Consider the following 19,859-nt stretch of genomic DNA (forward strand, 5'->3'; position numbering starts at 1 on the left):
GGTCAGAGAAACCAACCTGTTTAGGGTCATAATATACTTGATGAAATATTGAATATACTAATCATTATAAAAGGAGCGATTTAAGCTTAAAATTATGAAATCAATCGCTGTTGAAGAAAATCTAAAAATGCCTTATTGACCTCACTGCGCTGGCGATGCTGCGGATAAACCGCACTCAGCGTTAATGGTTCAGGATTAAAATCCTCCAGGACCGTCACCAGCATTCCATTATTTAATGCGGATTCAATAATAAATTCTGGCAAAAGCACCAGTCCCAGCCCAGCCACGGCTGCGTCTTTCAATATTTCGCCATTATTACTGACTATAGGACCCTGTACGTCGAGCAGTTTGCGCTTGCCGTCTTGCGTCAGCTCCCAGCCGTTCTGACCTTCACGGCCATAGCGAAGGCAGGCATGCCGCAAAAGATCTTCCGGGACCCTAGGCGTACCTGCGCGTTGAAGATAATCCGGGCTACCGCAAATCACCCTGTTTAGTACGCTTAAGCGACGGGCAATCAGCGTCGAGTCTGCGAGTGAACCAATACGGATAGCGATATCAAAACCTTCGCCAATCACATCGACGTAGCGGTCGCCCAGCTCCACCTGAAATTGCACCGAAGGATGCTGTCGCAAGAATTCGGCAATCAGCGGGGAGAGAAAACTCATGCCAAATGACATCGGAATGCTGATACGAAAGGAGCCTTGTAGTTCCAGCCGACGTTCTGACACGGCCTGCTCGGCTTCCTGAATATCATCCAAAATTTTCTGTGCATGTTGCGAAAAAACCTGCCCAGACTCTGTCACCGATAACTTGCGCGTATTACGAATCAACAATCTGACGCCGAGAGAAGCTTCGAGTGCCGCCATCCGCCGACTCACATACTGCTTAGACAGTAACAACTGCTCCGCTGCCGCCGTGAAATTGCCAGCCTTTATTACGGTAATAAAAATGCGAAGATCTTCAATCTGCATGCTGTGAGTCTCAAAGTGAACGTTGCCCATTATCGTCAACTAAAAAGTGACAGTGTTTGTCATTCAGGCCATCTATTACACAAATCAGTTTACGTTTAATCTATTTCTATCGGAAGGGCAAACGCCTTTCCTCCCCATAATTCAGGAGCACATTATGATTGAGCAAAGACTGTCTGAACAACGCGGCCTTGGTGACCACGGCTGGTTGAAATCTCGTCATACTTTTTCATTCGCCGGCTATTATGACCCTAAACAGGTTGGTTTCTCTGACCTGCTGGTAATTAACGACGATCGTGTGGCAGCGTCCCGCGGCTTTGGGGCACACCCGCACAGCAACATGGAGATCATTTCCTACGTTCTGGAAGGCGAACTGGCACATAAAGACTCGATGGGTACCGGCTCGGTGATTGTTCCAGGCGATGTGCAGCTAATGAGCGCAGGTTCAGGCGTAACGCACAGCGAGTTTAATAACTCGACGACTGACGGCGTGCATTTTTTGCAAATCTGGATTGTGCCGGCAGAAAATGGGACCAAACCAGGTTATCAGCAGGTCTCTGTTGCTGAAGAGGACAAACGCGGCAAGCTCCGACTGATAATATCGCCGACCGGTGATGACAAGGCTTTAAGCGTGCGTCAGGACATTAAAATCTACGCCGGGCTTTTCGACGGTAACGAGCAGGATACCGTGACTCTTGCCGAGAACCGCTACGCGTATATCCACGTTGCTCGCGGCAGCGTGAAGGTAAATGGTATCGAGTTTAAGGCAGGCGACGGCGCCCGCGTACGTAATGAAACGTCTCTGACGTTCACCGACGGTGATAAAGCCGAAGTCCTGTTGTTTGACCTGCGCCCGGTAGAAGTTAACCACCCAAACCGTTAATTCATAATTAAAATTAATAGCATTTAAGGCTGAGGATTTATCCTCGGCCTTTTTTATTTCCCAAACTCACTGGAAAAGATCGGGGATTCATCGTTTTCTATTACTATGTTAAAGCATTACCCAAATGGGCTCACAATAAATCGCTTCGATTTGCTTACACCGATTTGGATAATTTTATGACCGGTATCGACCAGGCTCAATACCGTGCAGATTTTAAAAAAACATCATCGAACACGATACAAATCCTCAACGAGCCTTATTAGCAAGATCTCTATTACTGATCAAATCTCCGACCATTCACGCAACAGGTTGTGATACAGATTCAGCAGCGACAGTACCTCTTCACTTTCGCCGTGGCGCGCTTTCAGCTTCTGGATATTGCCGTCGAGTTCGAACAGCATGCCACGCTTTTTATCATCGCGAATCATCGACTGTACCCACATAAATGACGCCACTCGCGTCCCCTGTGTCACAGGCGTGACGCAATGCAGGCTGCTGGAAGGGTAAAGAATTAAATCACCCGCTGGCAATTTGACCGAGTGTTGTCCGTAGGTGTCATTAACGACCAGTTCGCCTCCTTTATAACTTTCTGGTTCGCAAAGAAAAAGTGTGGCGGAGAGGTCAGTACGCATCCAACCCGCTTCACCGTTGTTACGCACCGCACCGTCAACGTGAAAACCGTAAGTTTCATTCTGCTGATAGCGGTTAAACAGTGGCGCAGAGATACTGCGCGGAAGAGCGGCGGCAAAGAACAGCGGACTGTTTTGCAACGCCTTGAGAACCGCAGCCTGTAGCGCCTGATAAATCTCGCTTCGTGTATCAATCTGTTGATTATTCTTCACTTGAGCACCCTGACTGCCGACGGTGGCACGCCCGTCAATCCAGGGTGCGCGCTCTAGCTCGCGGGAAAAGGCAGCAAGCTCGTCAGCGTTTAATACTGCGGGAATACGATACATCATGATTGTCATCTCACAGGAAATCGTGGGGCACAGGGCCCCACGTTCTTTTTAAAACAGCTTAGAAATGCACGTTCGCAGTTAACAAGAACGTTCTTTCTTCGCCCGGATGGTAGCGATATCCGCTCTTGTTGATCGATGCAACGTAGTCTTTGTTGAAGATGTTATAAACGTTGAGCTGAATATCAAGGTTGCGGTTCACGCGATAGCCGGCCTTCGCATCAGCGACCCAGTAACCTTCGGTATAAGAAGGTGTCCCCACCGCACCATCGGTGCCACGGCTTAAGCCGCCAACATAGCGTGCGCCGCCGCCAACGGACCAGTCATCGCTGACCTGATATTGGTTCCACAGGGTAAACGCATGTTTAGGCGTGTAAGGCAGAGACGACGAGCCTTCCGCGGTCTCGATAGCCCCTTGGCGAACCGAGGCATGCTGCTGGGTGTAACCCGCTATCACCTGCCAGTCCGTTGTAATATTGCCGCTCGCCGACAGCTCGTAGCCCTCTACGCGCTTGGTGCCATATTGCGAATAGGTACCGTCGTCGTTAGCTTCAACGTCGTTTTCAATATCAGTACGGAACACGGCGGCGGAAAGCAGCAGACGTTTATCCATCACTTCCCACTTGGTGCCAATTTCAGTGGTTTTAGCCTTTTGAGGTTTGAAATCGGTGCGGTTGGCGCTGTTGCCCGTCCCGCTGGCGGCCAGCGCGAAGGTGCTGCCACCCGGAGGCTGCTGAGAAATTGCATAGTTGGCGTAAAGGTTGCCATTTTCGGTCAGATGATAAAGTGCACCGACCTTCCAGTTAACCAGGTTGCCCGACTTATTGGTATTCACGGTCGTAATCGGCGTATTTTTTGGCACCCCGGCAGGGCAGGCCAACGCACCACGCCCCGTTGAGCCGCAGGCAGTCGCGCTGTCGTAGGAGGTGTGATAGCTGTCGAGACGAACGCCGCCGTTAATTTCAAATGTACGGGTAATCTGCAGGGTATCAAAAGCATAAATCCCGGCGGTATCGGTGGTGCCATTGGCATTCGCACCATTGCGCGTCAGGCCACCGATGCTGATATCGCTATTAGGATGATAAATATTGGCCGCTGGCAGCGTCAGCGCATTAACGCCGTAGTTGGTCTGCTGCTCGCGGGTAAATTCAACCCCGGCGCTGACGTCGTGACCGATAGAACCGGTCTGGAACTTAGAGGTGATATTGGTCTGGTTGGTCAGAATCTTGTTGCTGACGTCTTTGGTATTCGCCACACGGCCGAGCGACCAGCTGCCAACGTCGCTGTTAGGACGGGTGATATTGGAATCCGCCGCCATAAATGCGCTAAGCAGATAGTCCTGCTTGATCTGCGACCAGCGAGTGGTGTTGCGGATAGTGGTGTTTTCCGAAAGGTCATGCTCGAAACGCATCGTGACGGTATCGGTGGTTGAATCGTCGTAATCGGAATTAGTGCCGTAGAAATTATGCGTGTTGACCTTGCCCGAGGAATTCAGCGCCGAAGTCGCCGCCGACGGAGCCGAATAACCTGGTAATCCGATAGTCGGCACACCGCCGTCTGGCGTGTTGTGCTGGGTAACATGCAGATAATTCAGGTAAAGACGGTTGGAGGTTCCCAGACCAAAAGCCAGAGAAGGCGCAATGCCGTAACGTTCGTTCTGCACCTTGTCACGGCTTGCGTCATGCGTTTTCTCGCCCATCAGGTTCAGGCGGAATGCCGTCGTGTCGTTGAGCATCTGATTGTAATCCAGCGTGCTGCGGCGGAACCAGGCGCTTCCCACGCTGACAGACGCATCGAGGCCGTTATCCATGCGCGGCTGTTTGCTTATCATGTTGATAGAGCCCGTTGGCGCACTGCGGCCATAGTCGGTACCCGACGGCCCTTTGATGACCTCAACCTGCTCGGTGTTAAAGGTATCGCGCGAGACGCTGCCGATGTCGCGAATTCCGTCAACGTAGATACTGTTAGAGGTATCGACGCCGCGCATATACACCGCGTCACCGGTTGATGAACTGCCGTTTTCACCCGCGTAGAAAGCCCCGACTCCCGGCACGTTTTTCAAGGCATCGGTCAGGTTATTAACCCCCTGATCGTTCAGAACTTGTTTAGGAATAACCGTGATGGTGCGCGTGGTATCCACCAGCGGTCGGGTGAATTTTGGATCTGCGGACTGCCCTGGAGCGTAAAGAGAAGGTGCCTGAGCTTCAATGACCAGCGTGTCATCCTGTTTTTTTTCTGCATTATCAGCAGCCTGAGCGTAAGCAGGAGCTGAAATACCCAAACATAAACCGGTGAATAACGTGAGTGAGTTGAAGCTGGTAAACGGCAAGGTGAGGTGCTTTTCCATTTTCTTATTTATATTTCTTCGTTTTAAAAGTTATTAGTTACCCAGAGCATCGATGTCTGCTGAGACACCCATGCAGGAACCCGCCGCCTGAATAAACACCCTCAGGAAAACAGCGGGTTGCCCTAGCTGGCTTAGACGCTATAAATGATAAAGATAATAGTTATCATTTATGTTCTTATTTTTATCACGAAAAACAGACAAAAAGAATACACTGCATTACGGAATGCTTACATTACGTACATCTTTTGTCTCAATTTACTCTGAGAGTTCCCTGATGAGGGCTGTGGCAGGGTAGAAAGCTGGGTTTATCGGCCAGCTTTCCTGGAAAAGAGGTCAGATAAGATTTGAGATTTCTATCAGATTAAAATCAGGGTCGCGGATGTAAACCGAAAGGATTGCCCCCTGGGCGCCGGTGCGTTCGACCGGCCCTTCTTCAATCACGACCTCATGAGCAATCAGCTCTGCTATTACCTCATCCAAGGGCGTTGCGCTGATAAAGCACAGGTCTGCCGATCCTGGTGTCGGAGCCTGTGCTTTAGGCTCAAACTCTTTTCCGCGCTGATGAAGATTTATTTTTTGCCGACCAAAGGTTAGCGCCTGACGAGAACCTTTGAAGGTCACGACTTCAAAACCCAATATCTGATGGTAAAACGCGATAGTGCTATCGATATCTGCCACGGTCAGTACCAGATGATCCAGATTTTCAATTTTCATGCCAGGGGATCCTCACTGTTTGTAATCCTTGTATTTAAATCAGTTAGCCTCTTTAGGTGTAAACCAGTATCGCCCTAAAATCTTCCTTCATCCTTTTTTCATAGCCAGAAACACTGACCATACTCACTATGCAGCATTTTTTATCGGGGTATCGGTGGGCAGAATGGGGTATCATTTGTTCAATGTTTTTTGATCAACAAACCATCGCTAACTTCTCACGCTGATTACTTCAATGACCCTTAATACGCACTTCCCGCTTCAGCCTGTTTTTGACGGTCATAATGACCTTTTGCTGCGCCTTTGGCTGAACGAGGCATCCGACCCCGTTTCAACCTTTTTAAACGGTTCGCCAGAGGGTCATCTCGATCTGCCGCGGAGTCGTCAGGGCGGATTTGCCGGTGGCCTGTTCGCGGTATTCATTCCGCCAGCCTCCTACATGCCGAAGCTGAAACCGCATGCGGCGCAGCAACCCCACGATCCGCTGGCAATAACGCATCAGCAAATCAGTCTGCTACAGCGTATTGAGCGTCAATCTAACGGTCAGGCGAAGATTTGTCGTACCGCGGGCGAAATTGAAAGCTGCATCGAACAGGGCGTGTTGGCGATGGTGCTGCACATCGAAGGGGCCGAGGCAATTGACGTTTCACTCGGCAATCTGGACGAATTTTATCAGGCGGGTCTGCGCAGTATCGGTCCGTTATGGAATCTACCGAATCAGTTTGGCGTCGGCGTGACCGGCGATTTCCCCGGATCCCCAGACAGCGGTGACGGCCTGACGCTGGCCGGTCTCGGTCTGCTGCGCGCCTGCAATCGGAAAAGAATCCTGATTGACGTCTCGCATATGAATGAGAAGGCGTTCTGGCAGACAGCGCGATTCAGCGATGCCCCGCTGGTTGCCACACACTCCAACGCACATGCCCTTTGCGCTCAACCACGCAATCTGACCGACAAACAGCTGGCCGCGATCGCTGAAAGTGACGGTTTTGTTGGCGTCAATTTTGGCAACGCCTTCCTGCGAGCGGACGGCAAACGCGACGCCGACACGCCAATCGACCGTATCGTACAACACATTGAGTATCTGCTGGAAAAACTCGGAGAAGACCGAGTGGGTCTGGGTTCAGACTTTGACGGTATCAGTGTTCCTGAAGCGTTAGGTGATGTTAAAGGTCTGCCATTACTGTTACAAGCCATGAAACATGCAGGTTACAGTAATGCACTAATTGAGAAACTAGCCTGTCGCAACTGGTTAAAAGTATTAAAGCAAACTTGGGGTAAATAACCTCTTTTCGGCTTTATAGGGCGCTTTCAGAGCCTTCCCCATACAGTTTGTGTGGTTGATATCACATAAGCTTAGGAGGAACATCTGCGGCGCCAAATTTTCTAATATTTGACAACGAGCACTTCATCTGCCGGAATTAATACTGGCATGATGTTTTTTTAACCTGCAACACCATGAGGAGTTGACCATGACCACTTGGACTAAACCTAAATTTGTAGATCTGCGTCTGGGCTTAGAAGTTACGCTGTACATCTCTAACCGCTAATCCCTCTTGCCCGCAGTTCGCTGCGGGCATTTTCTTTTTTTCTTCTTTTCCTGGTCTACACATGCTGATTAACGTTCTTGGTTCCGCTGCGGGCGGTGGCTTCCCACAGTGGAACTGCAACTGCAACAACTGTCAGGGCGTACGCAACGGCACCATGAAAACCTCGGCACGTACGCAATCCTCGATTGCTATCAGTGATGACGGTATTGATTGGGTGCTTTGTAACGCCTCTCCTGACGTCTGCCATCAGATTGCCGCCACGCCAGACCTGATTAAACACGGTGTGCTGCGCGGTACGGCTATTGGCTCAATAATTCTTACGGATAGCCAGATTGACCACAGCGCAGGTTTGCTGAATCTGCGTGAAGGCTGTCCGCATCAGGTATGGTGCACGCCTGAGGTCCATCAGGACCTAACCACCGGTTTCCCGGTATTTACCATGCTGTCCCATTGGAACGGCGGACTGGTGCACCACGCGATTGACCCCGACCAGCCCTTCTCCACTGCGGTGTGTCCGGCGCTGAAATTTACCGCTATTCCGTTGCTAAGCAATGCACCGCCGTATTCTGAATACCGCGGAAAGCCGCTGCCGGGCCATAATATCGCGCTATTTATTGAAGATACCCGCACCGGAAAAACGTTGATGTATGCACCCGGTCTGGGAGAACCAGACGACGCGCTGATGGGTTGGCTCAAGAAGGCCGACTGCCTGCTTATCGACGGCACGCTGTGGCGCGACAACGAGCTGGCCAATACCGGCGTGGGCCGCAACACCGGCAAAGACATGGGTCACCTGGCGCTGGCCGAGAAACAAGGTCTGATGGACCTGCTCTCCTCGCTGCCCGCCGAGCGTAAAATCCTTATTCATATCAATAACACCAACCCAATCCTCGATGAGTCCTCCGCCGAGCGCAATGCGCTGACCGAGCAAGGCATTGAGGTCAGCTGGGACGGCATGCGTATCGAGCTTTAGGAAACCGTTAATGAACTCATTTAATGCCTCTGCGGCGCTGATGACGCCAGAAGAGTTTGAACAGGCCCTGCGCGCCAAGGGTGCCTACTATCATATTCACCATCCTTATCATATCGCCATGCACAACGGCCAGGCCACGCGTGAGCAGATTCAGGGATGGGTCGCAAACCGTTTTTATTATCAGACCAGTATTCCGATGAAAGACGCGGCCATCATGGCAAACTGCCCGGATGCACAGACCCGCCGCAAGTGGGTACAGCGAATTCTGGACCACGACGGGCAAGGCGACAGCGAAGGCGGCATTGAAGCCTGGCTGCAACTCGGTGAGGCCGTAGGCCTTGAGCGCGACGTGCTGCTGTCAGAAGAAAGGGTGTTGCCGGGCGTACGTTTCGCCGTTGATGCCTACGTCAACTTTGCCCGCCGCGCAGTGTGGCAGGAAGCGGCCTGTAGCTCGCTGACCGAGCTGTTTGCGCCACAGATTCACCAGTCGCGCCTCGACAGCTGGCCGAACCACTATCAGTGGATCCAGCCTGAAGGCTATCACTATTTCCGCAGCCGACTGAGCCAAGCGAACCGCGACGTAGAGCACGGTTTAGCGTTAGCGCTGGAGTACTGTAATACTGTTGAGAAGCAGCAGCGTATGCTGGAAATTCTGCAGTTCAAGCTGGACATTCTGTGGACCATGCTCGACTCAATGACCATGGCCTATGAGCTTAACCGCGCGCCTTACCACAGCGTAACGCAGCAGCCGGTGTGGCATAGAGGGAAGCTTCTGTGATCGAAATTAACGTCAATCAGGTGCCGATGTTCCGTCGTGGTTTCCGTTTACAGTGGGAACCGACCCAGAACAGCCACGTGATCCTTTACCCTGAAGGCATGGCAACACTTAACGAAAGCGCAGCGATGATTTTAGAAAACGTCGACGGTAAACGTCAGCTGTCTGAAATCATTGATGGGCTAAATCAACGCTTCCCGGAAGCGGGCGGCGTTGACGAAGACGTGAAAGAGTTTTTTGCCCAAGCCTACGAACAAAAGTGGATAATTTTCCGTGAACCTGCCTAAACCCCAAGTCAAACCGCCGCTCTGGTTGCTGGCGGAGCTGACTTACCGTTGTCCGTTGCAGTGTCCCTACTGCTCCAATCCGCTTGATTTTGCCAAGCAGGAAAAAGAGCTGACCACCGAACAATGGATTACGGTGTTTGAACAGGCCCGCGAGATGGGCGCTGTACAGATAGGTTTCTCCGGCGGTGAACCGCTGGTGCGCAAGGACTTGCCTGAACTTATTAAGGCAGCACGCGATCTCGGTTTCTATACCAATCTGATAACCTCAGGCATTGGCTTAACCGAGAAGAAGATCGACGCCTTTGCCGAAGCAGGTCTGGACCACATTCAGATAAGCTTCCAGGCAAGCGACGAGACGCTGAACGCCGCGCTAGCAGGCTCTGCCAAGGCTTTCCAGCAGAAGCTGGACATGGCAAAAGCGGTCAAAGCCCACGGTTATCCGATGGTGCTGAACTTCGTGCTGCATCGCCACAATATTCATCAGATCGACAAAATCATCGAACTCAGCATTGAGCTTGAGGCCGACGACGTCGAGCTGGCGACCTGCCAGTTTTACGGCTGGGCGCAGTTGAACCGTGAAGGCCTGCTGCCGACGCGCCAGCAAATCGCTGATGCAGAAGCCGTCGTCGCCGATTATCGCGTGAAGATGGCCGACAAAGGCAATCTTGCCAACCTGTTGTTCGTGACGCCAGACTATTATGAAGAGCGCCCGAAAGGCTGCATGGGGGGTTGGGGCTCGATTTTCCTCAGCGTCACGCCAGAGGGTATGGCCCTGCCTTGCCACAGCGCGCGTCAGCTGCCGGTGGAGTTCCCTTCGGTGCTCGAACGATCGCTGCAGGACATCTGGTACAACTCGTTTGGGTTTAACAAGTATCGTGGCTTCGACTGGATGCCGGAGCCTTGCCGCTCCTGTTCGGAAAAGGAAAAAGACTTCGGTGGCTGCCGCTGTCAGGCCTTTATGCTCACCGGCAATGCCGATAATACTGATCCGGTGTGCTCCAAGTCGCCACATCACGGCAAGATTCTGGAGGCGCGCGAGCAGGCCAACTGCACCAATATTCAGGTCAGTCAGCTCCAGTTCCGTAACCGCCAAAACTCCCAGCAGCTGATCTTCAAGACGCCGGTAGCCTGATATGCAGCAACGGCAGCGGCTGGCGAACGGCCTGTGGGTCACGTTGACTCATGACCCGCAGGCGTCACGCGCGGCCGCGCTGTTTCATCTGGCCGCCGGTAGCCATCACGAACCCGAGCAGTGGCCTGGATTAGCGCATCTGCACGAGCACGTGGTCTTTGCCGGTAGCCAGCATTATCAGGGTGACCAGCGGTTGATGGGCTGGGCGCAGGCCGAAGGCGCACGCCTCAACGCCACCACGCTGCCGACCGCTACCGCCTGGTTTTTTGATATCCCTGCGGCCAAGCTGGAAGACGGTTTTGCCCGCATGGTCGATATGCTGGCGCAGCCGTTGCTCTCTCGAGAAGCTGTTGCGCAGGAAATCACTGTCATTGACGCCGAATATCGGATGCTCACCACGGATGCTGAGACCTTATGCGAGGCGGCGCTGGGTGCCGCGTTCGATTCCCCCGCCGCACTGGCGCGGTTTCACGTCGGTACGCTTGCGCACTTTGGCGATGATATCGACGCTCTCCAGCAGGCTTTGCGTGACTATCAGCAGCGCTTCTTTCATACCGGCAATTTATCGCTTCAGCTCTTAGGGCCGCAGCCCATTGAGGAGTTGGCGGCGCTGGCCGAACGTTATGCGGGCATATTGCCTGCCGCCGACGGCGCGGCTGTGCGAAAGACCGAACCCTTGAGAATTAACGCCGCGCAGACCTTCGCGCTGCGTAATGAAGGCGCACCTCGCTTGCACCTGTCTTTCGGGCTAGAAAATATTCATCGCGCCAATGCTTCCTCGCTTACCCTGCTGCGTCAGCTTGCAACCGACGAGGCAGAGCATAGCCTGCTGGCCGCGCTTCGCGAGCAGGGATGTTGCGATAACGCGCAGCTATTATTGCCGTACAGCAGCGATAATGGGTCTATAGTCACCTTTGAATTTATGCTCACGGGGACCCTTCGGCCTGCCGCCACGCAGACTGAAACGATTTTCGCTCACTGGCTGGGCACGCTGTCTTCCTTGAGTCCCCCCCAGCTACAGCACTACGCCGGTCTCGCTACGCAGGAGTTTGCCCGCTTGACGCCGGTTGATAAGCTGCGCACCACCGCATTCGGTTTCCCTCCCGTCGATGCCGCGAATACCGCGCTTGTCAGCGACTGGCAGCAGCTACTGAACCAGCTTGTTGCCAGCAATATGACTCGATTATGGGTAACCCCCGACATTACGGCAGAAAACCGGCATATTCAGGGATTTCCACTGCCTTTGGCGACAATTCCTGACTGGTCTACCGAAATTTCAGCGCCGCCAACGCTGGCCTTTTATCCCCTTGGCGATCGACGTTCGGCTCCAGTGCTGCCCGCGGAGTCCGTTCAACTTGCGCATCATCAGAGTGATAACGAAAATGGGGTGTTGATCCTCAGCCCTGCCCAGGGTGAGGCATTGCCGCTGCGCTGGGCCAATATTCTTCAGGCCAGCCTGCGCGCCATTGCCGCAGGCTGTGCCCACGCGGGCGGCAACCTGTCCTTTGAGCGCCATCAGGGCCAATGGCTGTTGCTGCTCAGCGGCGATAACGGGCTAATGGTCAATACCCTCGATAACCTGCTGACCCGACTCTCAGCCCTGCCCGCAACGCTGCGTGCACAAGGAGAAAGGCAGGCCGTTCAGGCCCGGCAAGCGCTGCAAACCGATATCGCCATCCGCTGCCTGCTGAACCAGTTGCCACGGCTGTTGTCCGGCGAGCTGCCAGAGGCAGATTTCGAGGCAAATAAGGGCGCTGAAAACGAGAGTGAACGTGACGACGATAATGGCGTTGAAACGCTGCCAAGGCTTAGCTGGAATGCCGCACTGTATGGCGGAGACGCCGAGCTGCAAACGGCGCTATCGCATCTGTTGAGCCATTTTCCTGGCGAGATAAACGCGCGACATTTTGCGGTCACTGCGCCACAGCCAGCACGGCCAGAGTATCGCTTCCCCACCCAGGGTGAAGATGCCGCCGTGCTGCTGTTTTGCCCGCTGGTTGAATCAACCGCGTCCTGCCTCGCGGCGTGGCAGATTATGGCTTCACTGTTCGAGCCGTTGTTCTTCCAACGACTGCGGGTCGAAAAAAACATCGGTTACGTGGTTACCTGCCGCTTTATGCAGACGGCGGGCGAGAGCGGTATACTGTTTGCGGTGCAGTCGCCGAGCCATACCCGCGAACAGATAATGACTGAAATAAGGCAATTCATCGAGGAAATGGCGACAAATATCGCCCATATTGCCGACGATGTGTTAGTTGAAAAAACCACTGCGCTGATTGAAAATCTTCAAACTACCCCACAGGACAAGCAACAACAGGCGCGCGATCGCTGGCTAGCCCAGCACACTTTCTCCCCTGCACTCACTCCCGAGACCGTTCCGCGCCTCACGCGGCTACAGCTCCAGCACTTCCACCGACAGCTTTGTGAGCAACAAGCGCGATGGTGGCGGCTGACAAATACCCCGCATTCCCTCTGAATATTCAATAAAACTGACCGAACCGGTCAAAAGTTTGCGGTTGTTATGTGACCAATCTGGGGTGAGGATGTATCTTTAACTCATCAACTGTCCAACGTTGTGGAGCATCTCGTGGGATTACTAAGTAAATTCTTCGCGAAGTTATTGGGTACTGATTCGACACCTACGCCCCTAAAAGAGGAACCAAAGATGACTAAAGTTCTGGTACTTTATCATTCAATGTATGGTCACATAGAAACTATGGCGCAGAACGTTGCAGAGGGTGCAAAAAGCGTTGCTGGCGTTGAAGTTACGCTTAAACGCGTGCCTGAAGTGATGGATGCGGAATCCTTTGCAGCAGCCGGTGGTAAAGCAGATCAGGCGGCTCCTGTCGCCGACCCGTCAGAGTTGGCTGATTACGATGCCATCATTCTCGGCACCCCGACTCGCTTTGGTAATATGTCCGGGCAGATGCGTAACTTCCTCGATAGAACCGGCGGTCTGTGGGCCAAAGGGGCACTGGTTGGCAAAGTCGCCAGCGTTTTCACCTCTACCGGCACCGGTGGCGGCCAGGAGATGACCATTACCTCCACCTGGACCACGCTGGCACACCACGGCATGATTATCGTTCCCATCGGCTACAGCACCGGTGAGTTGTTCGATATTTCTCAAGTCGGCGGCGGCACGCCTTACGGTGCGTCGACCATAGCCGGCGGCGACGGATCTCGTCAGCCCGACACCCGCGAACTGGCCATTGCCCGTCATCAGGGCCAATATGTCGCGCAAATTGCCGCGAAACTCAAGGCTTAACGCCCGATAGACTCAGGCAAAGCGCCGTCTTTGCCTGAGCATTCTCCCCGTCAAGTTCTCCAGTTCTGAATATCTCCCGGACCTTCCTCACAGATTACGAAAACAACGTCGGTGAATTCGAGGTTTTGAAAAACTCTGTGCACCACCTCATAGTCAATTGGATGCTTTCATAAACTTTATTGATTTCTCGCCGTTATTTTTCAACATAAGCACAATGACCCCATTCTGACCGCCATCCTATATTTGATACGTCAGCGAACTTGCCTTTTAAAATTAAAAGGAAAATAAAATGGTATGGTCGAAAAAGGGTCCTGAGAAAAAATCCTATGTCCGCATAGGAATTTTATTAATGATTTTGTTTTTATCGGTCGTAGCCTATGCGGATCGTTCTATTTTATCGATATCAGGGTCGGCGATTAAAGACGAGTTTGGCCTCTCATCTATTCAACTTGGTTTTATTCTTTCCGCTTTCAGCTGGGCCTATGTCATAGGACAAATTCCGGGTGGGCTGTTTCTCGACCGCTTTGGCGCGAAGCGAGTCTATGGCGTCACGCTGGTGCTCTGGTCGCTCTCCACGCTGGCGATGGGCTTCGTCGGCGAGTTTGAGCGTGGCATGGCCAGCGCGTTAATGATTATGTTCAGCCTGCGGTTTTTACTTGGACTGATCGAGGCACCGAGCTTCCCCGCCAATGCTCGCGTCACCATTATGTGGTTCCCAAAGGCCGAGCGCGGCAGAGCGTCTTCGCTGTTCGCTTCGTCGCAATATTTTGCCGTCGCGATATTCTCACCGCTTTCCGGTTGGCTGGTGTCAGAATTCGGCTGGCAGTGGCCGTTCTTCGTATTAGGCATTATTGGCGTTGCCGCCTTCTTTGTCTGGATGGCATTTATGCGTGAACCGCGCCATCACCCTTTAGTGTCGCAGCAGGAGTTGGATCATATTATTGACGGCGGCGGTCTGGTTGATATTGATTCCGTTCATGAGCGTAAAGCTAAATCACGTTTATCGCGCGCAACCGTTAATGGACTGTTGACCAACAGAATGCTGTGGTGTGCCTACCTCGGCCAATATTGCATTATCGCGCTGAGCTATTTCTTTATTACCTGGTTCCCCATTTATCTGGTGCAGGCCCGCGGCATGGATATCTTGCACGCAGGATTTGCCACCATCGCCCCTGCACTCTGCGGTTTTGCAGGCGGAATCTTCGGCGGATATATCTCCGACTACCTGCTCCTCAAAGGTTGGTCGCTCTCCTGGGCGCGTAAGGCCCCTTATATTGTCGGCATGCTGATGGCCGCAACGCTCATCGGTGCCGCCGTCATTGACAGCAATGTCTGGATTGTTGCCATCATGTCATTCGCCTTCTTCGGCAAAGGCGTGGCGGCAGGCGCGGGGACCTGGACCGTCATTAGCGACACTGCGCCAAAAGAGGCCGTCGGGCTGGCCGGTGCCATCTTCAATTGCGTAGGCAATATTGCCGGAATAGTCACGCCCATTCTGTTTGGCTATATCGTTGCCATCACAGGTGATTACAGCATGGGCCTGTTGTTCGTCGGCGCACACTGCATCCTCGGTGCCCTGCTGTTCCTGTTCGTAATGGGGCCTATCGAACGTGTCCGCAAAGACCCTACCGATGCAGCCCTCGAAAAAAGCGTCGCGTTCAAGGCCGGGCACCCGCTGTCTCGCTGAAACGCAGACCCATACCCAAAAAGCCAGATTGCCTAAGCGTCTGGCTTTTTAATTTTCCGTACTGGTGTCATTATTATTGCCTACTCCTTCTTGCACTCCATCGGGGAAAATTTATGTCGTTAACGTCCCTTGAGCATCTCGGTGAGCTGCCCGCCGAGCAGTGGGATGCGCTGGTTCCTGCCGGGCAACCTTTCCTGCGACACGCATTTCTGACCGCGCTGGAAGACAGCGGCACCTTCGGGCCAAGATCGGGCTGGAAGAGCCAGCATCTCTTATGGCAGGAAAACGGTAAGACGCTGGCCGCGGTTCCGGGGTATCGTAAATCAAACTCTTCGGGTGAATACGTTTTCGACCATGCCTGGGCCGACGCCTGCTATCGTGCAAGAATCCCCTATTATCCCAAATGGCTCGGTGCGGCGCCTTTTAGCCCGGTCGGCGGACGTCGACTGCTGGGCGCACACGATGCAGCCCAGAAGCTGTTGCGCGCCGTTCCCAATTTTCTGGAACAGCATGATTTCTCCGGCGCACACATCAATTTTACCGACCCGCGAGATAATGAGCTGATGGCCGGCGAGTCCGAATGGTTGCACCGCCTTGGCTGCCAGTATCATTGGCACAACCGCGGCTATCGTGATTTTCAGGATTTCCTCGACACGCTGACCTCACGTAAACGCAAGCAGATGCGCAAGGAGCGCGAGCAGGTTACGGCGCAGGGCTTTGAATTTACCTGGCTGAAGGGGGCAGAGGTCACAGAAGCGCAGTGGGACTTTATTTACGCCTGCTATGCCAACACTTATCACGTGCGCGGGCAATCGCCTTACCTCAGGCGCGATTTCTTCAGTCTGCTGGCCGAGCGTATGCCAGAGGATATCCGCGTGGTATTGGCCACGCAGGGCGGCCAGACGGTAGCGATGGCTTTCAGTCTGGTCAGCGGCGACACTTTCTATGGCCGATACTGGGGTTGCCTGGCGGAATTTGACCGGCTGCACTTTGAGACCTGCTTCTATCAGGGCATGGACTACGCGATTGCCAACGGGCTGGCGCGTTTCGATGCGGGGGCGCAAGGTGAGCACAAGCTTATTCGCGGATTTGAACCGGTGCTGACGCACTCCTGGCACTATTTACGCCATCCCGGACTGCGCGACGCGGTTGAAGAGTATCTTGGGCAAGAGCGGGAAGGCGTGCGCGCCTGGGCCATTGAAGCACGAGACGCGCTGCCTTATCGTCAGCCACAGCCTTAGGCGATTAGTGGCCGACAAAACCGCCGGTTTGATGCTGCCACAGGCGTGCATAAAGACCGTTCTGCGCCAACAGTTCACCGTGGCTGCCAATCTCGACAATCTGCCCTTTATCCAGCACCACCAGGCGGTCCATCTTGGCAATGGTCGACAGCCGGTGGGCAATAGCAATCACCGTCTTGTGGGTCATCAGCGTTTCCAGACTCTCTTGAATAGCCGCCTCGACTTCGGAGTCGAGCGCCGACGTCGCTTCGTCCATGATAAGAATCGGCGCATTCTTCAGCAGTACGCGAGCGATGGCGATACGCTGACGCTGTCCGCCAGAAAGTTTCACCCCACGCTCACCGACGTGCGCGTCCAGTCCCGTTCTGCCCTGCGGGTCAGAAAGCTGCGGGATAAACTCATCGGCACGCGCCTGACGAATGGCTCGGTTCAGCTCCTCGTCGCTGGCGTTAGGGCGACCATACAACAGGTTATCGCGAATAGAACGGTGCAATAGCGAGGTGTCCTGCGTAATCATCCCGATTTGCGCACGCAGGCTCTCCTGCGTAACTTCGGCGATGTCCTGTTGATCGATAAGTATCCTGCCACCATCAAGGTCATACAGTCGGAGCAACAGGTTAACCAGCGTCGATTTGCCGGCGCCGGACGGTCCAATCAGCCCAATTTTCTCGCCCGGACGAATGGCTAAATCCAGTCGGGTGATGACGCTGCGTTCTTTGCCGTAGTTGAAGGTTACGTGGTCAAAGTGAATCGCACCGTGGTTGACCTTAAGCCTTGGTGCCTGCGGCTTATCGGTCACGGCAATCGGCTGGGCGATAGTTTGCAGGCCGTCCTGCACCATGCCGATATTCTCGAAAATGCCGTTCACCACCCACATAATCCAGCCCGACATATTGACGATACGGATAACCAAACCGGTCGCCAGCGCAATGGCCCCGACGCTAATCAGCGATTGGGTCCACAGCCACAGCGCAAGGCCGGTGGTGCCGACAATCAGTAGGCCATTAAGGGTGGTTATCGCTACGTCCATGCTGGTCACCAGACGGCTTGCCAGCTGGGTTTTCTCGGTCTGCTCGCTGATGGCTTCGCGGGCGTATTCCTGCTCGAGATCGGTATGAGCAAACAGTTTGAGCGTCGTGATATTGGTGTAACCGTCAACGATGGTCCCCATCAACTTGGAACGCGCCTCGGAGGAAACCACCGACCGCGCCTTGACGCGAGGAACGAAGAACCACAGGCACAGGCTGTAGAGCACAATCCAGGCAATGAGTGGGATCATCAGATGCCAGTCGGCTTCGGCAAACAGCACCAGCGCACTGACGGCATAAATAACCACGTGCCAGATGGCATCCACCGCCTGCACCGCAGAATCCCGCAGCGAGTTGCCGGTTTGCATAATGCGTTGTGCGATACGTCCGGCAAAATCATTCTGGAAGAAGTTCAGGCTCTGCCGCAGCACGTAATTATGGTTCTGCCAGCGGATCAGGCTGGTCATGCCCGGACTGATGGTCTGGTGCACCAGCAGGTCATGCAGTCCGATAAAAATGGGCCGCATGATGAGGGCCACTGCCGCCATCCACAGCAGTTCCCCGGCGTGCACGCTGAAGAAACTACCGGCCGGCGTGGAACGGGTCAGGTCGATAATCGTGCTGAGGTAACTGAACAGCGATACCTCGATCAGTGACCCAATCAGGCCAACGATCAGCAGTGCGATAAAGCTGGGCCAAACCTGACGCAGATAATAAAAGTAAAAGGGCCAAACCTGGTTGGGTGCCGCCGCATTAGGCGGAGCTTTAAAAACATCAATCAACCGTTCAAAACGACGGAACAACATACACGCCTCTCATATCCTGGAGTAATAAAATCTAGCTATAGAATTTAGCTTTGGAATGGGTAGTCGAGGGCTGTATCGCCTCGGTCCAATAATGAAATTGCTATAAAAACAAAGCTTAGTGCATTTTGTGGAATGTTTGCGGGCAGAGTTGTCTGCAAAAAAAAGAAGCCATGGGGTACATGGCTTCTCTAAAGCAAGAGAAAGGGGCAACAGGTTAGGTTTTGGCAATATCTTTCAACGGTGCTTTGCGCGCGAGCGGCCGCAAGGATTTGATAATTCTCTTCTCAAGAAGTTTGTAGCACAGGATGCCGATGATAACGGAAACGATGAATGACACTACCACCAAAACCGGAACCGAGACCCTCGATTTTATGAGGATGAATACAATCCCCAAAGAATAAAGGTGCGTCAGGTAGATTGAATAAGAAGAGTCACCAATCACCTGCGCCAACTTGATAATCCCGCCCTCTTGTCTAACTTTCTTTTCAAGCAACAGGAAGACACAGAACAATGCCAGTGCCGGAATACCGTAATACAGGCTTCTTATCTCGCTATGCCATACCACCGGCGTGGCCGATAGAATAAGGCATGCCGCCGCAATAACCATTATGGCTTTGGTATTCTTGCTCGTCACCAGATAGGCGATTATCATGCCATAGATGAACTCTAGGGTAATCGGATCGCTGATAAATGGAATCTTGAATATCTGACCGATAACAACTAGTACGGCAATCGCAACCGATGAGAACAATATGCGGTTTACTTTAAGCTTAATCGCCATGTAGTAGATGACGTAGAAAAACATTTCGAAGCTAAGCGTCCAGGCAACAATTAATAAAGGTGAGGTGCCCGGAACAGGGAAAAGTGTAAAGGAGTTCCACATTGAGATAGGAACTTCAACGTGCTGATTTATCATTCCAGGACGAATATAAGATATTACTAACGTAACAAGAGTAATAACCCAATATAGAGGATATATTCTGAAAATTCTCTTTTTCATAAATTCATTTGCGCTGAATTCATGTACCGAAGAGTAGTAAATGATAAACCCTGAAATAATAAAGAAAATATCAACACCTGCGGCGCCAAGCTCAAAGCTCCATTTAATATCGCCATTTACATATAACTTTTGAGTTATATGGTATACGATGACCATCATCGCAGCAATGCCGCGTAGAATCTGAACCGATATCATTTTTTCCCTGCTAGACAATATGGTTGTTGCTTAAACCATACCAGATAATATGTAGATC

17 protein-coding genes are annotated in these 19,859 nt (G+C 52.8%); 11 read left to right on the plus strand and 6 right to left on the minus strand.

From position 1 onward, the window contains the following. Window positions 1-92: 92 nt before the first annotated feature. The gene (locus tag BS640_RS20620) at window positions 93-971 is read right to left on the minus strand and encodes a LysR family transcriptional regulator (RefSeq protein ID WP_026110819.1); all 879 of its coding nucleotides are present in this window, start codon (window positions 969-971) and stop codon (window positions 93-95) included. 154 nt (window positions 972-1,125) lie between these two features. On the opposite strand from BS640_RS20620, the gene BS640_RS20625 reads away from it, so the two are divergent. Continuing rightward, complete coding sequence (locus BS640_RS20625) at window positions 1,126-1,851, plus strand: pirin family protein (protein WP_017494087.1); 726 nt, start codon at window positions 1,126-1,128, stop codon at window positions 1,849-1,851. A gap of 281 nt (window positions 1,852-2,132) precedes the next feature. Here the strand turns inward: BS640_RS20625 and ybiX are convergent, their stop codons facing one another. The 3 genes from ybiX to BS640_RS20640 form a co-directional block, all read right to left on the minus strand. After that, a complete protein-coding gene (ybiX, locus tag BS640_RS20630) occupies window positions 2,133-2,810 on the minus strand; it encodes a PKHD-type hydroxylase YbiX (protein ID WP_038328436.1) in 678 nt (225 codons plus the stop codon). A gap of 58 nt (window positions 2,811-2,868) precedes the next feature. Beyond that, the gene (locus BS640_RS20635; RefSeq protein WP_017494089.1) at window positions 2,869-5,154 is read right to left on the minus strand and encodes a catecholate siderophore receptor Fiu; all 2,286 of its coding nucleotides are present in this window, start codon (window positions 5,152-5,154) and stop codon (window positions 2,869-2,871) included. A gap of 333 nt (window positions 5,155-5,487) precedes the next feature. Continuing rightward, a complete protein-coding gene (locus tag BS640_RS20640) occupies window positions 5,488-5,868 on the minus strand; it encodes a VOC family protein (protein ID WP_017494090.1) in 381 nt (126 codons plus the stop codon). A 232-nt stretch (window positions 5,869-6,100) separates the two neighbouring features. Between BS640_RS20640 and BS640_RS20645 the strand changes: the two genes are divergently transcribed. The 10 genes from BS640_RS20645 to BS640_RS20690 all read left to right on the plus strand — a co-directional run bounded on the left by BS640_RS20645 (window position 6,101) and on the right by BS640_RS20690 (window position 16,772). Beyond that, window positions 6,101-7,147 (plus strand): dipeptidase, encoded by a 1,047-nt coding sequence (locus BS640_RS20645; protein WP_084913253.1) that lies wholly within the window; start codon window positions 6,101-6,103, stop codon window positions 7,145-7,147. 187 nt (window positions 7,148-7,334) lie between these two features. Next, entirely contained in the window at window positions 7,335-7,412 is a 78-nt protein-coding gene (pqqA, locus tag BS640_RS20650) for a pyrroloquinoline quinone precursor peptide PqqA (protein WP_038328232.1), read from the plus strand. Window positions 7,413-7,473: 61 nt separating this feature from the next. Then, entirely contained in the window at window positions 7,474-8,385 is a 912-nt protein-coding gene (gene pqqB / locus BS640_RS20655) for a pyrroloquinoline quinone biosynthesis protein PqqB (RefSeq protein WP_084913254.1), read from the plus strand. Window positions 8,386-8,395: 10 nt separating this feature from the next. Next, window positions 8,396-9,163, plus strand: coding sequence for a pyrroloquinoline-quinone synthase PqqC (gene pqqC / locus BS640_RS20660; protein WP_017493234.1), 768 nt, complete (start codon window positions 8,396-8,398; stop codon window positions 9,161-9,163). Beyond that, window positions 9,160-9,447: a pyrroloquinoline quinone biosynthesis peptide chaperone PqqD gene (gene pqqD / locus BS640_RS20665; protein ID WP_017493235.1), complete on the plus strand. Its 288-nt coding sequence runs from the start codon at window positions 9,160-9,162 to the stop codon at window positions 9,445-9,447. The genes pqqC and pqqD overlap by 4 nt, the downstream gene beginning before the upstream one ends. Then, window positions 9,434-10,579, plus strand: a complete 1,146-nt coding sequence (gene pqqE / locus BS640_RS20670) for a pyrroloquinoline quinone biosynthesis protein PqqE (protein WP_017493236.1) — start codon at window positions 9,434-9,436, stop codon at window positions 10,577-10,579. Before pqqD ends, pqqE begins: the two co-directional genes overlap by 14 nt. 1 nt (window position 10,580) lies before the next feature. Continuing rightward, on the plus strand, window positions 10,581-13,055 hold the full coding sequence (gene pqqF, locus BS640_RS20675; RefSeq protein WP_084913255.1) for a pyrroloquinoline quinone biosynthesis protein PqqF: 2,475 nt from the start codon (window positions 10,581-10,583) through the stop codon (window positions 13,053-13,055). Between the two features lie 189 nt (window positions 13,056-13,244). After that, the gene (gene wrbA / locus BS640_RS20680) at window positions 13,245-13,844 is read left to right on the plus strand and encodes an NAD(P)H:quinone oxidoreductase (protein WP_017493238.1); all 600 of its coding nucleotides are present in this window, start codon (window positions 13,245-13,247) and stop codon (window positions 13,842-13,844) included. 289 nt (window positions 13,845-14,133) lie between these two features. Continuing rightward, window positions 14,134-15,531: an MFS transporter gene (locus tag BS640_RS20685; protein ID WP_017493239.1), complete on the plus strand. Its 1,398-nt coding sequence runs from the start codon at window positions 14,134-14,136 to the stop codon at window positions 15,529-15,531. A gap of 113 nt (window positions 15,532-15,644) precedes the next feature. Then, window positions 15,645-16,772, plus strand: coding sequence for a GNAT family N-acetyltransferase (locus tag BS640_RS20690; protein WP_017493240.1), 1,128 nt, complete (start codon window positions 15,645-15,647; stop codon window positions 16,770-16,772). A gap of 4 nt (window positions 16,773-16,776) precedes the next feature. Here the strand turns inward: BS640_RS20690 and BS640_RS20695 are convergent, their stop codons facing one another. Beyond that, window positions 16,777-18,606 carry an ABC transporter ATP-binding protein gene (locus BS640_RS20695; RefSeq protein WP_084913256.1) on the minus strand — a complete coding sequence of 610 codons (1,830 nt, stop codon included), beginning with the start codon at window positions 18,604-18,606 and terminating at the stop codon, window positions 16,777-16,779. A gap of 214 nt (window positions 18,607-18,820) precedes the next feature. Beyond that, window positions 18,821-19,801, minus strand: coding sequence for an acyltransferase family protein (locus tag BS640_RS20700; protein ID WP_084913257.1), 981 nt, complete (start codon window positions 19,799-19,801; stop codon window positions 18,821-18,823). Between the last annotated feature and the right edge of the window lie 58 nt (window positions 19,802-19,859).

This window comes from Rouxiella badensis (assembly GCF_002093665.1).
GTDB classification, from domain to species: Bacteria; Pseudomonadota; Gammaproteobacteria; order Enterobacterales; family Enterobacteriaceae; genus Rouxiella; species Rouxiella badensis.

Coding starts and splice junctions, on each gene's coding strand:
- BS640_RS20625 (WP_017494087.1), top strand. CDS start 1,126: ATGATTGAGCAAAGACTGTCTGAACAACGCGGCCTTGGTGACCACGGC.
- ybiX (WP_038328436.1), bottom strand. CDS start 2,810: ATGATGTATCGTATTCCCGCAGTATTAAACGCTGACGAGCTTGCTGCC.
- pqqF (WP_084913255.1), top strand. CDS start 10,581: ATGCAGCAACGGCAGCGGCTGGCGAACGGCCTGTGGGTCACGTTGACT.
- wrbA (WP_017493238.1), top strand. CDS start 13,245: ATGACTAAAGTTCTGGTACTTTATCATTCAATGTATGGTCACATAGAA.
- pqqA (WP_038328232.1), top strand. CDS start 7,335: ATGACCACTTGGACTAAACCTAAATTTGTAGATCTGCGTCTGGGCTTA.
- BS640_RS20685 (WP_017493239.1), top strand. CDS start 14,134: ATGGTATGGTCGAAAAAGGGTCCTGAGAAAAAATCCTATGTCCGCATA.
- pqqC (WP_017493234.1), top strand. CDS start 8,396: ATGAACTCATTTAATGCCTCTGCGGCGCTGATGACGCCAGAAGAGTTT.
- BS640_RS20690 (WP_017493240.1), top strand. CDS start 15,645: ATGTCGTTAACGTCCCTTGAGCATCTCGGTGAGCTGCCCGCCGAGCAG.
- BS640_RS20635 (WP_017494089.1), bottom strand. CDS start 5,154: ATGGAAAAGCACCTCACCTTGCCGTTTACCAGCTTCAACTCACTCACG.
- BS640_RS20700 (WP_084913257.1), bottom strand. CDS start 19,801: ATGATATCGGTTCAGATTCTACGCGGCATTGCTGCGATGATGGTCATC.
- BS640_RS20695 (WP_084913256.1), bottom strand. CDS start 18,606: ATGTTGTTCCGTCGTTTTGAACGGTTGATTGATGTTTTTAAAGCTCCG.
- BS640_RS20645 (WP_084913253.1), top strand. CDS start 6,101: ATGACCCTTAATACGCACTTCCCGCTTCAGCCTGTTTTTGACGGTCAT.
- BS640_RS20640 (WP_017494090.1), bottom strand. CDS start 5,868: ATGAAAATTGAAAATCTGGATCATCTGGTACTGACCGTGGCAGATATC.
- pqqB (WP_084913254.1), top strand. CDS start 7,474: ATGCTGATTAACGTTCTTGGTTCCGCTGCGGGCGGTGGCTTCCCACAG.
- BS640_RS20620 (WP_026110819.1), bottom strand. CDS start 971: ATGCAGATTGAAGATCTTCGCATTTTTATTACCGTAATAAAGGCTGGC.